This window comes from Paraburkholderia sp. 35.1 (assembly GCF_050436525.1).
GTDB lineage: Bacteria > Pseudomonadota > Gammaproteobacteria > Burkholderiales > Burkholderiaceae > Paraburkholderia > Paraburkholderia tuberum.
On record NZ_JBNDMJ010000003.1, the window covers coordinates 1,701,828 to 1,716,901 of the forward strand.

Here is a 15,074-nt window from a genome sequence, read left to right on the forward strand (position 1 = left end):
CATATCAGAGGAGACATGGAGGAGACAAGACCAACTATAGCAGACCGCTTGGTGCGTTGCAACATGCAAATTAGGGTTGACCCTCAATGTTGCAGACATACAACGGTCACATGGGTACGGCTCAGTTTTCCCTTGTCTGCCGACACGCGCGGTGCTTAGTGCCTCACCAGCGCCATCATCGCGCCGAAACCGACGAACACAGGATCGGGCGGCTATTATGCCTTGCCGCCCAGCGCGACTCATGCGGCCACGCTGCGTCGATCGCTCGCGTCCGGGGATCGACAGCGCCGTCAGCGGCCGGCCCGGCGCGTCGCGACCTGACCCAGCACCGCGAAATCCTTCTCGCCGTCGCCGTGCGCGATCGCCTCGATCAGGCTGTCGCGAACCACGCTCGCGACCGGCATCGGCGTTGTCACCGCATCGGCGGCGGCGAGCGCGAGGCGCACGTCCTTCAGTCCCAGACGCGCCTTGAACAGCGCCGGCTCGAAGCGCTGCTCGGCGATCAGCTTGCCGTAGCCCGAGTACACCGGTCCCGGAAACAGGCCGCTCGTGATCACGTCGAGAAAGTCCTGCATCGCGAGGCCGTGGCCCGTCACGAGCGCGGCCGCTTCGCCGAGCGTCTCGATCGCCGCGCCGAGCATGAAGTTCGCGGCCAGCTTCATCACGTTCGCCTGCTGTGGCAGCGAGCCGATGCGCCAGGTCTTCTGGCCGAGTGCGTCGAAAATCGGCTGGATCCGGTCGATCGATTCGGCCGGGCCCCCCGCGACGATCGTCAGCTTGCCCGCGGCCGCGACATCGGGCCGCCCGAGCACCGGTGCGGCGACGTAATGCACGCCGCGCGACGCGTGCGCGGTCGCCAGTTCCTCGGCGAGCGCCACGGAAATCGTCGCCATATTCGCGTGGATCAGCCCGCGCGGCGCATGTTCGAGCAACGACGCGGTGATGACTTCGCGCAGCGCGGCATCGTCGGCGAGCATCGAGAACACGGCGTCGCCCGCAAACGCTTCAGCCGGCGTCGCGACGACTTGCGCGCCCAGCCCGGCCAGCGGCTGGGTCTTTTCCGGTGAGCGGTTCCACACGCGCACCTGGTGCCCGGCTTTCAGAATGTTTGCAACCATCGCGGCGCCCATCTCGCCGAGACCGATAAAACCGATGTCCATCTATCGCTCCGTCTTCTAAAGAACCCGAAGTAGAGCACACTCATGCGACAAGCGCAGGACAACGCGCAACCCGAGCGGTGCGATACTGCAGGCATGGTCACCGCGACATTCCGCTTCTACGAGGAGCTGAACGACTTCATCGCCCGGCCGCTGCGCCGGCGCGCGTTCACCTGCGTCTGCGCGCGCGGCGCAACGACCAAGCACATGATCGAAGTGCTCGGTGTGCCGCATACCGAGGTCGAGCTGATACTGGTGAACGGCGACTCGGTCGGTTTCGATCATCCGCTCGCCGACGGCGACCGCGTCGCGGTCTATCCGAAATTCGAGGCGCTCGACATCCAGCCGCTGCTGCGCGTGCGCGAGCGTCCGTTGCGCGTGATGCGCTTCATCGCCGATGCGCATCTCGGCGGCCTCGCGCCGCTTCTGCGGCTTGCGGGCTTCGATACGCTGTACGACAACCACTTTCCCGACGCCGATATCGAGGCGCTCGCCGCCGCGCAGCAGCGCATCGTGCTGACGCGCGACCGCGAGCTGCTCAAACGCCGCAACATCACGCATGGCTGCTACGTGCGCGCGCTGCGGCCGCGCGAGCAGTTGCGCGAAGTGTTCGAACGACTCGATCTCGCGCGCAGCGCGCAACCGTTTCGGCTATGCCTCGTATGCAACGCGCCGCTGCGACGCATCGCACGCGAGGAAGCCGGCCTGCGCGTGCCGCGCGGCGTGCTGCAGCGGCACAGCCGCTTCGTGACCTGCGATGTATGCCGACGCGTGTTCTGGGAAGGCACGCATTGGCAGAGGATGCGCGCGTTGATGGACAGCGTCTCCGCCGGCGCACCGGACCGTGTCGGCTGACGCCCCGCGCTTGCGTACAATGCGGGTTGATCTATTTGGCAGAGGCCTTTCCGATGATGAAAAAAACCGACCTTGAAAAGAACAAGGCGCTGAAACTGGGCAACGCAATGAAACAGGCGACCGCGAACCGCGGTGGCAAGAACGCGGCGACCGAGCCGAAGATCGACCGGCGCGAGCAGCGCAAGCTCGATCAGGCGCAAGGCCTCGTCCCGTTTGCGTGCAAGCTCAACGGCGAGCTGGTGGAGGAGCTGAAAACGCGCGCTGCCAGTCATCCGGACGGCCTGAACGGGCTGCTGGATGAAGTGATCCGGCGCGGGCTCGCGGGCTGATCTTCCCGCGCGCAAAATGCGCCGCAACAGCAAAAAGGCCAGAGCGCGAGCTCTGGCCTTTTTGCTGGCAACGCATCTGCCGCCACCGGCTGCACCGACCGGCAACCGGTGCGGCGCAGCGCTATGTCGCGCCCAACGAGCGCGCGTTGGCTTAGTTCTGCACGCCCTTGTCGTTCGTGCCTGCTGCCGAAGCTGCGGCGGAAACGTGTGCCTTCTTGCCGTGGGTCTTCAACTGCTTGACGTGGTGCTTCTTCGGTGCGCTTGCTGCTTCCATAGCAGCGGCACCCGATGCCTGCGCGAAAGCCTGAACGGAAACGAGTGCGATCGAAGCGGCTGCGAGCGAGACGATAACTTTTTTCATGTGTTGATCCCCAAACCAGACGACTGAGTCAATGTGAATGAATACAGCTGCACGGTAGAGCGGCTGGACTTCGAGGTGCCTTGTGCTCCCCGCGGGAGAGTATTACCCAGGCGTAGGCGGTTTGTCATGCGCAAAACTCGATATGTATTTTCCGGGAGACAGCCTGCTTTCAGCGTGCTTTCATCAACCTGCAAGGCGCACCAAGGACCCTACCAGGTCCCCGTGAAGCCGCCGCCCGCGCGCCTCGCCGACCGCTTCGCGGCGCTCAAACCAGGTTCCGCAGCAGGCTCGCGGTCTCCTGCAGCGCCGGCAAAACGCGGTGCAGCGCGGCGTTCGCCGACTCCTCGCCAATCGGCATGCTGACGCTGATCGCCGCGACCACCGTACCGTGCCGGTCGCGCAGCGGGACCGCGACGCCGCGCACACCGATCTCGAGCTGCTGGTCGGTGACCACGTAGCCGTTGCGGCGGATTTCGCCAAGCACTTCTCTGAGCCGTTCGACGGTCGAATAGGTGTACGGCGTGAAAACCTTGATCGGATACGACGCGAGCCACGGGTCGATGCTGTCGGGCGGCTGGAACGCGAGCAGCACGAGCCCCGCCGACGACAACGGCGCCGGCGCGCGCGAGCCGGTCACGAAGCCGACCGCCATCGCCCGATTCACGCCGTTGCGCGCGACGTAGACGACGTCGTGTTCGTCGAGGATCGCGACCAGCGCGGTTTCCTGCACGGTCGCGGTGATCCGCTGCAGGAACGGTTGCACCGTGCGCGGCAGCCGCGCCGAATCGAGGTAAGACTGGCCGAGCCGCAGCACGCGCGGCGCGAGCCAGAACAGCTTGCCGTCTGTGTCGACGTAGCCGAGCTCGCGCAGCGTCAGCAAATAGCGGCGCGCAGCCGTGCGCGACAGGCCGGCGCGCGCGGCGACCATCGTTGGCGTCATGCGCGCGTGCTCTTCGTCGAATGCTTCGATGATCGCGAGCGCCTTCGCGGCGCCCGCGATCCAGTCCTTGTCGTCCATGTCGTTTGCTCGTGGAAGGAGCGGGAGATCGCGGTCCGGTCCGCAAGTCGCTTGATCACCGCGATCCGCAGGCCGGCGACCGCACGGCCGTTGCGCGATTATCGCGCGACTCGCGGGCTTTGCCTGCCCCACGCGCGACGCCCGCGTATCATGTGAGCGATTCCTTACCGGCTGAGCACCGCGTGGCGCGCCTGCGCGGCTTCCCAGCGCGATCCCAAGACAAATCAGAAGAAATCTTGCATCCCGATACCCGCCAACACCTGCGCGCGAACGTGCTGATGCTGATCGCCGCGATGATCTGGGGCTCCGCGTTCGTCGCACAGCGACTGAGCCTCGATACGATCGGCCCGTTCCTGTTTACCGGCTTGCGCTTTCTGCTCGGCGCGCTCGTCGTGCTGACGATGATCGTCTGCGAGCGCCGCGCGGCGCTCGGCGAGCGGACGAAGCGCGCGCCCGGCGGAGCCCGCGAACTGCTTGGCGCGGGCGGGCTGCTCGGCGTCGTGCTGGCCGTGTCGATCTCGCTGCAGCAGATCGGCCTGCAGTACACGAAGATCGCGAACGCGGGCTTCATCAGTTCGCTGTATGTGGTGATCGTGCCGCTGCTCGGCGTGCTGTTTCGCCACCGGACTGGCCTCGGTACGTGGCTTGGCGCGCTACTGGCGGCCGTTGGCATGTACTTCCTGAGCGTCGACGAGCACTTTTCGATACTGTACGGCGACTGGTATCAGCTCGCCGGGGCGCTGGTGATTTCCGCGCAGATGATGCTGGTCGGCCGCTTCGCGGCGCGCCACGACACGCTGATGCTTGCACTCGCGCAGTTCGTGACCTGTGGGCTCGTGTGCCTGTCGATCGGCCTTGCCATTGAACCCGTTAGCGCCGCGGTAATTGCGCGGGCCGCGCCGACGATCGCGTACGGCGGTGCGTTATCGGTGGGCGTCGCGTATACGATCCAGGTGGTCGCGCAGCGCCACGCGGCGCCCTCGCATGCGGCGGTGATTTTCAGCATGGAAGGCGTGTTCGCTGCGTTTGCGGGCTGGCTCGTCCTCGGCGAAACGCTGACGACTCGCGCGTTGTTCGGCTCCGCGCTGATGCTCGCGGGATTGATCGTGTGTCAGATACTGCCGGGCTGGAAACGCGCCCGGCAGCGTGCGCCGCAGGGGATGTGATTTACAGCGTCATAAAACGATTCGACGCCAACGCTCGGTGCGCGGATGCGCGCCGACAGGCGTCTTGCCCCTTCGCCCAACTATGCCGCGCGCGGATGAGCGAATAGGCTCGGCGTATCGGCGGTTGGCGGAAACACGCACCAGCAGCCGTCGTCGTGGCGAAAGAAGAACAAACCCCGCCCGCCCTGTTCCGACGACGTCTCCACCCGCACATAGCGCCGCCCGCCCGCGCGCGTGCGGCTGAACTCCGTCACGTGAACCGGCTCGGCCGGCGATGGCGAAAGCCACTTCTCGACCAGAAACCGCAACGACTGTTCGCTCGCGGCTCTCATGATCTGCCCCGGAACAGCTTGCCGCGCTGCGCATCGCGCGTGGACTCGGGACTGTCGTCGTCGCGAGCGGCGTCGCCGTTCTCGGCGGCCTCTGCGGCTGCCAGCGCCATCATCCGACTGGTCGCGACCGCGCGCAACGAGCTGCAATGGGCCGCATGTCGAAGGTCGGACAGAAGACGGACTAGCTGTCGTGCTGATCTGCGTTTCATACATCCCCCGCACTGCACCAGAAACCTCACAAAGCACTTTAACTCTATGCCGGATTGTTCGTTGGGCAAATGATTTTGACCAAATAGCAACAGTCGCGCTTGCAATAAGAAGGCGCGCAATCTTCGTACCGCGTTATCAATGTGCGCGTTCGGTGGGCGGAAATCTGTGCGTTGGCGAGCCCTTCGCGTCGCGCGAAGCGTCGATGCGGGAGCAACGGGAAGTGTCGATCGGAGGCTTGGTTATCCACAGCGACCTCTGAATAACTTCGGGATAGCGCGACGAACAGCCTGTGCGCGAAATCTTGATAAAGATCAGGGTCGGCTAACGGTGTTCGAACTTATCCCAGTTATGTAGTTTTTCTACCGACGTGTTCCGCAGGGTTATAGGTTTCGCATGATGTTGAAGCGGCGCGACATTTGCGACTTATCCACAGAATCGGTTAACCCTTGTTAACTACTACTACGTATGTATACGTATCAAGTAAACATCATAAGGTGAATATCGCTGCGCGCCTGACTCAGAGGCTGATCGGACCTTGATCAGCCTCGATGCGAAAGCCGCTGCGCCGCTGTCACGGCACCAGAGGCACCGTGCCGCTCGCGGGTTCGATCGCTGCAGCCTGGCCAATCGGGTCGGCGGGTTGGACCGGCGAGGATGTCGACGGTGTCGTCAACGGAACCGGTGCGGGTGCGGTTAACTGCACTGGCGCGGGCGCTGACTCGACCGCCTGAGCCGCAGTTGGTGGTGTCACGGCGACAGGCTTGTCGGTCGTCGGTTGAGCGAGCGCTGGTGAGGTCGTCTGAACCGGCACGGTCGGCGTCGCTCGAACTGCAGCGGAGGTGGTCGCCGCTACCGGCTCGGGCACCGGCTCAGGGATCGTCAGTTGAAGCGGCGCTGCTACCGGCATCGGCAGCGTCCGCGTCTCGATCGGGCTGCTCGTCACCGGCTGCGTGCGCACGACCGTCTGCAAGTAATGATCGACGAGACCGAAAAAGCGGTCATAGAACTTGCCCGACGGAATCGTCTCGCTCGAGATCTTCACCATCGCGTCGCTATTCGAGCGAATCGGCAGCGACAGCGAACCGAGCACGCTGAGCCCGACGCTCGCCGACGTATCGCTCTTCTTCAATGCGAAGCCGTTCTGCACCGCGTTCACGTACACGATGCTGGTATCGGCCGCCTCTTCGCCGGGCGTGCACACGACGTGAAATTCGACGACCACGTGCGAATCGCCGGTCGGCTGAAAATTCTTCGTGCCGTCGACGGTATCGGGACGCGACATCGTCGTCAGATAGCCTTGGCTCAGCAATGCGCGGCGCGCGGCTTCGCAGCTATCGCCCGTACTCGAATTGAAATTGCGCGCGTACGGGCTTGCGCCGGTTTCGAATAGTTCCTGAGTGAATTCGGGTTGCGGCGTGCTGCTGCATGCCGTGAGCGCGACCAGCCCGAACAGGGCCGCGGCGGTGGTGCGGGAAAAGGGGTTCTGCATGATCAGTTGCGAGAAGCGCCTCGTGAGCGCGAATGGAAATGCATTGTAGAGCGGGCAGCGTCACGTGCGTAAAAAGCGTGCAAGGTGCAGCCCGGACCCTATTACAGCGGGAAACAGGGCGTCAACTTGAAGCACGCCGCCGCGCCCTCGCAGTGCATGCGGGCGAAAATGCGAAAGAAATCGCGCGCGTGCCTAGTTCGACGTCGTGCGCGTCGAGCCAATCGTCGCGGCCGAAGTCGACCCAGAGGTCGCGGCCGACGATGCCCCGGCTGCCCCGCTCGCGGCGGGTGCCGCGGATGCAATGAGCGCCGCCGGCACGCTGAACGCGTCGGCCCACGGGTTCGCGCTGGCGCAACGATCCGCCTCGCACGACGCGGCCCGCCCAGCGGCCCCGGAAGCGCCGTCAGCGGGTGTCGCAACCGCCGCGAAATCCTCCACGCGCAGATTCACCTTCTGCGCATAGGCCTTCGAGCCGCCATAGCTCTTGAGCGCGGTATTCAGATCGCCGTTCGCCGAGCGCATGTAGCCGTACAGAATCGCCGAGCCCGCTTCGATGTTCGCACCCGGCTCGGTCAGGTCCTTCACGTTGCGCAGCAGGCCGCGGTGCGCCTGCGGCACGACCTGCATCAGCCCCGTCGCGCCATTGGCGCCGCGGGCTTTTTCCTTGAAGCGGGATTCGATCGAGATGATGGCGAGCAGCAGCGCCGGAGGAAGGGAGTATTTGTTGGCGGCGGATTGCACCGCGTCGGAGATCTTTTGAGCCTTTTCTTTGCCCACACCGAACTTCTGCGTCAGGTACGCCGATATTCGGTCGGTGTTTTCGTCGGCCGCCGCGGTTTGCGCGAGGCCGAGCGAAAGCACGATCAGGCAAAGTAACCGGCTCATAGTGGACGTCGGAGGAAGCAAAGATCCGCGCATTATAGCGCCGCGGCGTCGGGCGGCGCCTTTCCTCGGCAATTTTTGTCTTTTAAATCAAGGGTGAGCGGAACTCGCCCCGCTTTCCGATGCGTTCATTTGACCGCTTTTGACTTCAGGTCATAGCCGTCGCTCAGCGTCGCGAGGAACGCGGCGACGTCGTCGATATCACGCTCGGACCAGACCGGACGCTCGCCCGTTTTGCGCGTCAGCGGCTCGTCGGTCGTATCGACGTTCACGCGCAGTGCGATCGGCAGATCGTTGAATTTGTCGACTTTGCCGTGCGCATCCCTTGGATACCACTTGTCCGGGTTCGTATCGCGTTGCACGTAGAAACGCAACGCATCTTTCAGCGTGTGGAAGCGACCGTTGTGAAAAAACACGTGACGCGTCGCGGTATTGCGCAGCGACACCGACTTGAACAGTCCGCAGTTCAGCTTGTCGCTCTGATCCGTACGCAATGGTCCGCACAGGCCCATGTCGAAATACTTCGGATCGGCGTTGACCTTCAGTTCAGCGTTGCGCGGCACGCCAAGCGCCTGAAAGTTGAAGTCGGTGAAAAGCGGATGAGCGCCGTTCACGCCCGACTGGTCGATATGACAGGATGCGCAATTGCCGCCGGCGGGGTCGTCGAACAGTTTTTTGCCGCGCAACTCTTGTGCAGTTAGTTGCACTTTCCCGTCCAGGTAGTAGTCGAACTTGCTCGTGTACGGATGAAAACTCGGGTCTTCGAGCTCGAAGCGCTCGATCGCGTACATCGCCTGGGTGAACGCCTTGGTCGGATCGGCAAAAATGTTCTGGCCGAATACTTCCTTGAAGCGCGCAGCATATGGCGCGCGCTGCATCTTCGCGAGCAATGCGGCCGGATCCTTGTTGGCCATCTCGTTCGGATTGAACAGCGGGAAGTTCGCCTGATCGTGCAGATAGTTGAAGCGCCCGTCCCAGCCGAAGCCGCCGACCGGCGCGTTGTCCGTTTCGCTGAGCCGCTCGGACAGGCTCGCCGCCTGCGCATGCGTCCAGATCGGCGTACGGTTCAGCACGTAGCGCAGGCTCGGCACCGCGCGTGTGCCCTGCTGATGCAAGTCCGTGCCGCCCAGTTGCGCGGCGAGACCGTTGGGCGGCCCGTACGCGTGCTCGGGACTGTGACAGCTCGCGCACGACATCTTGCCCGAGGCCGACAGCGCCGGATCGAAGAACATCAGTTTGCCGAGCGCGGCGGCGTCGCTATAGACGGGCTTCGCATCGGCGGATGTCGGTGTCGCATTCGACGCAACAGCGGGCGCCGCACCGGCGCCCCCCAGTAACGCGCCGCCCATCAGGGCGGCGAGCGCTATCCGACGCGCGCTCGCGCGCGCCGTGAATCGCATGACAGAAGACAGCATCGAGTCTTTTACAGGTTCGTGAAGATGTCGCTGCCGAACCCCACCAGACCGGCCTGTCCCGCATAACCAAGGTGGTCGAGCTGGAAGATGTCCTCGATGCTCTTCAGCATCGAATAGTGGTTGTACGGCACCGCGGACACCGTACCCGGCTTGATGAACTTCGAGATCATCACAGCGCCGGTCTGGTCGCCGCCGTAGCTCGACTTGGTCAGGTTGATCGTGATGCCGTTATAGGCGAGCGACGAAGTCTCCGGGAACGACGGCAGGTTCGGCCCGGGTTGCTGGCTACAGCAGGTCGTGCCGGCAAATATCAGATCCTCGCCAGACGCGGACTGCGTGACCGTCGCGTAGCTGCTTTCGTCGAAGTTGATGATCAGCAGGCCATCCTTCTGGAACGCCGGCGATGCGGTGATGATCGGCACCCACTTCTGCAGGAACGTGTTCGCGCTCGTCAGGCCGCCCGGCTGGCCGTTCACGCAAGGTGCGTCGTGGCCGTCGTCGCACAGGTTCGGCGTGATCAGGTTGAAGTTCGCCGTGGTCGAGACCGATTGCAGATCGTTCTGCAGGTTATTCAGATTGACGACGTGCTGTCCGCAGTCCGGCGAATCGATGATCGAGTGGAAGTACATGAACGGATTGTGGCGCGTCGCATACTGGTCGCCGAGCGGCACGGCCGCGCTCGGCGCTTCGGCCGACTGCGTGAGGTCCGCCGTGTTCAGCGTCGGATGGCCGCAGGTGGCCGCTTCGCGCGACGGATCGTTGCCCATGTCGCCTTCATAGCCCTTCCACGTATAGCCCGCTGCCTTCAGCTGGTCCGGCAACGTCTTCACGCTCGCCGGATACACACAGCCCGAGCCGATCGCCTGGCCATCGGACGTCATGCCGGTCAGCTTGAAGTCCTGATAGGTCATGCAGTCGTTGTCGGTCTCGTTGGTCGGCGACTGGCCGCTGATCATCGAGATGTAGTTGTCGAGACTCACGTGGCCCGTGCCGTAGTACTGCTGCACGAGCGCGCCTTGCGATGCCAGTGTTTGCGCGAGATACGGCGCTTTGGTGTTGGCGCCGAATGTGGTCGCGTAGTTTTCGTTTTCGAGCGTGATCACGAAGACGTGGCGAATCTGCTGCTGTCCGGTCAGTTGCAGCCCGCCGGACGAAGAAGACGAGCCGCAGGCGGCCACGATCAAAGCGATTAAAGCCGCGCAAGCGGCCATGATGAGTGCGCGTAGCCCAATGCGGTGTGACATGTTCGTGGCCCTCTGTTGCTGTCTCTTTGTTGCCCTGTCGGGAATGCGGTTTTATTCGCGGGCAGACTTTATGGAGCGCCTATGACATTGCCGTGAAAGTTGACGTTAGTTCACCGATAAAACCATTGGCGAACCAGCGGGTTGCCGACTCGATTCACGCTTCGCGCCGATTTGAGACAATGCGCGTCGGCCGCGCGCATCGTTGCACGCCGCCTCAACGAACAACCGATGTTTTCAGCTATGAGCAAGACCGCGTTTATTCCCAGCGTCCCGGGCACGTCGGAGGACGACTTCGAGATTTCGGCGAGCGCGAAAATGGCCGGCTACCGGCGCTTCTTCGGCGTATTAAAGGTGGTGCGCACGACCGACGGCCGCGTGCTGTTTCCATTCGATGGCGCGCCCGAACTGGGCCCACACGCGAGCCGACTCGAAGCGCTCGCGGCCGCGCAGGTGTATGGCGAACACATCGTCGCGAGCGATCTGGCGCGGCCGGAGTTGTAGGATTCGTCGATCACCCGGCGATATGCCGATAGGCGAAAAAATACGGGTGGGTCAGCGCACGCGTACCCGGTTTGCCGCGCCGGCCCCCGCACGCGCGGCGAGCACGCCACCGAGCACGCCGCCGACATGGCTCTGCCACGACACATCCGGATAGATCGGCAGTACGCCGAACAGCAGGCTCAGACCGTAGCTGCTGACGACGACCAGGGCCACGAGGATCGACACGAGATTGCGCGTGTAGTAACCACGCGCAACCAGGTGACCCGCATAGCCGAACACCAGCCCGCTCGCGCCGATATGCACCGAATACGGCGCGCCGAATAGCCACGCGCAAAGACCGGCGCCGAGCATCGCGCCGATGGTCGCGCGCCAGAAGCCGGCGATATCCGGCCACGTACACAGCCAGCCGAGTACGACGAGCCCGCTCGTGTTGGCGGCGATGTGTCCGACGCTCGCATGCAGCCACGGCGCGAACAGGATGCCCTGCAAGCCGTCGAGCGAACGCGGCACGACGCCGTGTTCGTTCAGATGCAGGAACGGCAACACAACCGACAGAAAGAACACCGCCCACATCGAACCGACGAACAGCCCGATTAGCACGACGCGTGACTTCAGCTTTTCGGTGAGCGTGTTGGGAGATGAGGTCTTCATGATGACGAGGCCACATGGATGTCGACAGAGGGTAGTCGATGTGGCGTCGTCACGTCGAGGCATCGTTGCACGACAGATGCCGATGGTGTTTCGTCCGCCGGACCGCATGGCGGCGGGGCTGATTGCGTGAGCTTGCGGCCCGGTTTGCCGCTACGTCTTCGTCACTCCACCGTCACCGACTTCGCCAGGTTCCGCGGCTTATCCACATCCGTGCCACGCGCACAAGCGGTGTGATACGCGAGCAACTGCAGCGGCACGACGTGCAGGATCGGCGACAGCAAGCCATAGTGCTCTGGCATCCGGATCACATGCAGCCCTTCGCCGTTGACGATCTTCGTATCGGCATCGGCGAACACATAAAGCTCGCCGCCGCGCGCGCGCACTTCCTGGATGTTCGACTTCAGCTTTTCGAGCAGCGCGTCGTTCGGCGCGACCGTCACCACCGGCATCGCTTCGGTCACGAGCGCCAGCGGCCCGTGCTTCAGCTCGCCAGCCGGATACGCCTCGGCGTGGATATACGAAATCTCCTTGAGCTTCAGCGCGCCTTCGAGCGCGATCGGATAGTGCATGCCGCGGCCGAGGAACAACGCATGTTCCTTGCGCGAAAACTCCTCCGACCACGCGATGATCTGCGGCTCCAGCGCGAGCACGCTGTTGAGCGCCGCCGGCAGGTGGCGCAACTGCTTCAGATAACTCGCTTCCTGCTCGTCGTTCAAACGTCCGCGCAGCTTCGCGAGCGTTGCCGCCAGCGTGAACAGCGCAACCAGCTGCGTCGTGAATGCCTTGGTCGACGCGACGCCGATCTCGCGGCCCGCGTGCGTGAGGAACGACAACCCGGTCTGCCGCACCATCGCGCTCGTGCCGACGTTGCAGATCGCGAGCGTGTGCTTGTGGCCGAGCCCCTGCGCGTGCTTGAGCGCCGCGAGCGTGTCGGCGGTTTCGCCCGACTGCGAAATCACCACCACCAGCGACTTCGGATTCGGCACCGACTCGCGATAGCGATACTCGCTCGCGATCTCGACCTGAGTCGGAATCTTCGCGAGCGATTCGAGCCAGTACTTGGCGGTGAGCCCCGAGTAGTAGCTGGTGCCGCACGCGAGAATCAGCAGGCTGTCGATGTCCGCGAACACCTGGCGCGCGCCTTCGCCGAAGATCGACGCATCGAACGCGTCGGCCTGCGGAATCGTGTCGGTGATCGCGCGCGGCTGCTCGAAGATTTCCTTCTGCATGAAGTGGCGATACGGGCCGAGTTCGACCGCGCCGCCATAGGCCGCGACCTGGCGCACCTCGCGTTGCGCGGCCTCGCCCTGGCGATCGGCGATACGCACGCCATCGAGCGACAGTTCGCAGACGTCGCCTTCCTCGAGGAAGATGAAGCGCTCGGTGCTGCCTGCGAGCGCGAGCGCGTCCGATGCGAGGAAGTTTTCGCCGTCCCCGAGCCCGACCACGAGCGGCGAGCCCTGACGCGCGCCGACCACCGTATGCGGCTGATCCTCGTGCAGCACCGCGATCGCATACGCGCCGTGCAGTTGCGCGATCGCCTCGCGCACCGCAGCGAACAGGTCGCCGCGATACAGGCTATGGACCAGGTGCGCGATAACCTCGGTGTCGGTCTGCGAGACGAACTCGTAACCCTTGCCGCGCAGCATTTCGCGCAAGGTCTCGTAGTTTTCGATGATGCCGTTGTGTACCAACGCCAGCGCATCGCGCGAGAAGATCGGGTGCGCGTTGTCGGTGACCGGTGCGCCATGCGTGGCCCAGCGTGTATGCGCGATGCCCGTCACGCCTTCGAGGCGACCGTCGCGCACCTGGCCTTCGAGGTCGGCCACGCGCGCGACGCTGCGCGCGCGGCTCGGCCCGCGAGCGCCGAGCACGGCGACGCCGCACGAATCGTAGCCGCGATATTCGAGGCGTCGCAGTCCTTCGATCAGGACGGGAACGATATTACGTTGCGCAACCGCGCCGACAATGCCGCACATGGTGTATTCCTTTTCAGTGCCGGATTCAGTGAGCGCGCCTCGTGGGCACGCCGTATCGATCAGCTTTTCTTTTTGACAGGGCGCACATAGCCCGTCTTGCTCGTCTGGGTTTTATCGTTCAACACCAGCGCGTCGGCGGCGACGTCCTTCCACACCGTGGTGCCGGCCGCGATCGTCGCGCCGCGCTGCACGCGCACCGGTGCGACCAGTTGCGTGTCCGAGCCGACGAACACGTCGTCCTCGATCACGGTGCGGAATTTGTTGGCGCCGTCGTAGTTGCAGGTGATCGTGCCCGCGCCGATATTCACGCGCGCGCCGACATCCGCATCGCCGAGGTAGGTGAGGTGGTTGGCCTTCGAGCCATGACCGAGCACCGCGTTCTTGATCTCGACGAAGTTCCCTACATGAGACTCGTCTTGCAGCGCCGCGCCTGTGCGCAAGCGCGCATATGGACCGACAACGGCCTTCGCGCCGACTTCCGCGCCTTCGATGTGCGTGAACGCATCGACGCGCGTACCGGCGCCGATACTCGCGTTGCGAATCACGCAGTTCGGCCCGATGCTGACGTTGTCGGCCAGCGTCACACGGCCTTCGAACACGCAGTTGACGTCGATCGACACGTCGCGGCCGCATTCGAGCGTGCCGCGCACGTCGACGCGCGCCGGGTCGGCGAGCGTCACGCCCGCGACGAGTAGTGCGTCGGCGACATTGCGCTGATGAATCCGCTCGAGCTCGGCGAGCTGCTGCTTGCTGTTGACGCCGAGCGTTTCCCACTCGTCGTCGGGCTGCGTGGTGACGACTTCGAGGCCGGCTTCGATCGCCATTTCGACCGCGTCGGTCAGATAGAACTCGCCTTGCGCGTTGTCGTTTTTGAGGGCCGCGAGCCAGCCGGCAAGGCGCGCGGTCGGCGCGACGATGATGCCGGTGTTGATTTCGGCGATCTTCAGCTGCTCGGGACTCGCGTCCTTCTGCTCGACGATGCGTTGCACGTTGGCGTGCAGATCGCGCACGATGCGGCCGTAACCGGTCGGGTCGTCGAGCGTGACGGTGAGCACGCCGTAACCGTCCTGGCCGGCACGCCCGGTCAGTGCGCGCAGCGTTTGCGCACGCGTGAGCGGCACGTCGCCATAAAGCACCAGCGTGGGCAACGATGGATCGAGCAGCGGCAGCGCCTGCTGCACCGCGTGGCCGGTGCCGAGCTGTTGCTCCTGCACCGCGAACTGGATATCGGGCGCCGCGACGGCTTCGCGCACGGCTTCGGCGCCGTGGCCGATCACGACGATCAGGCGGGCGGGCTTCAGCGCGCGGGCGGTGTCGATGACATGAGCGAGGAGCGGCCGGCCGGCCAGAGGATGGAGCACCTTGGGAAGCGCGGACCGCATGCGCTTGCCGGTACCTGCCGCCAAAATGACGATGTTCATGGCGTCGGCAAATAGACGAGTTTGGAGCGGACGATTCTATCATGCTGCACCTGCAAAAAAGGCC

Annotated in this window: 15 protein-coding genes; 4 read left to right on the forward strand and 11 right to left on the reverse strand. The window is 64.1% G+C overall.

All coding sequences use genetic code 11. The features are described from left to right. Positions 1 to 290: 290 nt before the first annotated feature. Positions 291 to 1,160 carry an NAD(P)-dependent oxidoreductase gene (locus OKW27_RS28020; protein WP_429335428.1) on the reverse strand — a complete coding sequence of 290 codons (870 nt, stop codon included), beginning with the start codon at positions 1,158 to 1,160 and terminating at the stop codon, positions 291 to 293. Positions 1,161 to 1,253: 93 nt separating this feature from the next. Between OKW27_RS28020 and OKW27_RS28025 the strand changes: the two genes are divergently transcribed. Next, on the forward strand, positions 1,254 to 2,012 hold the full coding sequence (locus OKW27_RS28025) for a Mut7-C RNAse domain-containing protein (protein ID WP_187612748.1): 759 nt from the start codon (positions 1,254 to 1,256) through the stop codon (positions 2,010 to 2,012). Between the two features lie 53 nt (positions 2,013 to 2,065). Beyond that, on the forward strand, positions 2,066 to 2,341 hold the full coding sequence (locus tag OKW27_RS28030) for a hypothetical protein (RefSeq protein WP_018418694.1): 276 nt from the start codon (positions 2,066 to 2,068) through the stop codon (positions 2,339 to 2,341). Between the two features lie 151 nt (positions 2,342 to 2,492). Here OKW27_RS28030 and OKW27_RS28035 read toward each other — a convergent pair whose 3' ends face one another. Both OKW27_RS28035 and OKW27_RS28040 read right to left on the reverse strand, forming a co-directional pair. Continuing rightward, the gene (locus OKW27_RS28035; protein ID WP_429335429.1) at positions 2,493 to 2,702 is read right to left on the reverse strand and encodes a hypothetical protein; all 210 of its coding nucleotides are present in this window, start codon (positions 2,700 to 2,702) and stop codon (positions 2,493 to 2,495) included. A 265-nt stretch (positions 2,703 to 2,967) separates the two neighbouring features. Further along, entirely contained in the window at positions 2,968 to 3,720 is a 753-nt protein-coding gene (locus OKW27_RS28040) for an IclR family transcriptional regulator domain-containing protein (protein WP_018418696.1), read from the reverse strand. Between the two features lie 236 nt (positions 3,721 to 3,956). Between OKW27_RS28040 and OKW27_RS28045 the strand changes: the two genes are divergently transcribed. Next, positions 3,957 to 4,886 (forward strand): DMT family transporter, encoded by a 930-nt coding sequence (locus OKW27_RS28045; protein ID WP_429335430.1) that lies wholly within the window; start codon positions 3,957 to 3,959, stop codon positions 4,884 to 4,886. An 80-nt stretch (positions 4,887 to 4,966) separates the two neighbouring features. Here OKW27_RS28045 and OKW27_RS28050 read toward each other — a convergent pair whose 3' ends face one another. The 5 genes from OKW27_RS28050 to OKW27_RS28070 form a co-directional block, all read right to left on the reverse strand. Continuing rightward, complete coding sequence (locus OKW27_RS28050; RefSeq protein WP_184056386.1) at positions 4,967 to 5,218, reverse strand: hypothetical protein; 252 nt, start codon at positions 5,216 to 5,218, stop codon at positions 4,967 to 4,969. A gap of 781 nt (positions 5,219 to 5,999) precedes the next feature. Beyond that, on the reverse strand, positions 6,000 to 6,917 hold the full coding sequence (locus tag OKW27_RS28055; RefSeq protein WP_429335431.1) for a DUF2242 domain-containing protein: 918 nt from the start codon (positions 6,915 to 6,917) through the stop codon (positions 6,000 to 6,002). 192 nt (positions 6,918 to 7,109) lie between these two features. After that, the gene (locus OKW27_RS28060) at positions 7,110 to 7,802 is read right to left on the reverse strand and encodes a lytic transglycosylase domain-containing protein (protein WP_184073539.1); all 693 of its coding nucleotides are present in this window, start codon (positions 7,800 to 7,802) and stop codon (positions 7,110 to 7,112) included. A 125-nt stretch (positions 7,803 to 7,927) separates the two neighbouring features. After that, entirely contained in the window at positions 7,928 to 9,199 is a 1,272-nt protein-coding gene (locus OKW27_RS28065) for a cytochrome-c peroxidase (RefSeq protein WP_429335432.1), read from the reverse strand. Between the two features lie 23 nt (positions 9,200 to 9,222). Further along, positions 9,223 to 10,458 carry an alkaline phosphatase family protein gene (locus tag OKW27_RS28070; RefSeq protein ID WP_429335433.1) on the reverse strand — a complete coding sequence of 412 codons (1,236 nt, stop codon included), beginning with the start codon at positions 10,456 to 10,458 and terminating at the stop codon, positions 9,223 to 9,225. 240 nt (positions 10,459 to 10,698) lie between these two features. Between OKW27_RS28070 and OKW27_RS28075 the strand changes: the two genes are divergently transcribed. Continuing rightward, positions 10,699 to 10,959 (forward strand): DUF6723 family protein, encoded by a 261-nt coding sequence (locus tag OKW27_RS28075; protein WP_090805534.1) that lies wholly within the window; start codon positions 10,699 to 10,701, stop codon positions 10,957 to 10,959. 51 nt (positions 10,960 to 11,010) lie between these two features. Here OKW27_RS28075 and OKW27_RS28080 read toward each other — a convergent pair whose 3' ends face one another. The 3 genes from OKW27_RS28080 to glmU form a co-directional block, all read right to left on the reverse strand. Continuing rightward, positions 11,011 to 11,610, reverse strand: coding sequence for a rhomboid family intramembrane serine protease (locus tag OKW27_RS28080; RefSeq protein ID WP_429335434.1), 600 nt, complete (start codon positions 11,608 to 11,610; stop codon positions 11,011 to 11,013). Positions 11,611 to 11,771: 161 nt separating this feature from the next. After that, the gene (gene glmS, locus OKW27_RS28085) at positions 11,772 to 13,589 is read right to left on the reverse strand and encodes a glutamine--fructose-6-phosphate transaminase (isomerizing) (protein ID WP_429335435.1); all 1,818 of its coding nucleotides are present in this window, start codon (positions 13,587 to 13,589) and stop codon (positions 11,772 to 11,774) included. A 59-nt stretch (positions 13,590 to 13,648) separates the two neighbouring features. After that, complete coding sequence (gene glmU / locus OKW27_RS28090; RefSeq protein ID WP_429335436.1) at positions 13,649 to 15,010, reverse strand: bifunctional UDP-N-acetylglucosamine diphosphorylase/glucosamine-1-phosphate N-acetyltransferase GlmU; 1,362 nt, start codon at positions 15,008 to 15,010, stop codon at positions 13,649 to 13,651. Between the last annotated feature and the right edge of the window lie 64 nt (positions 15,011 to 15,074).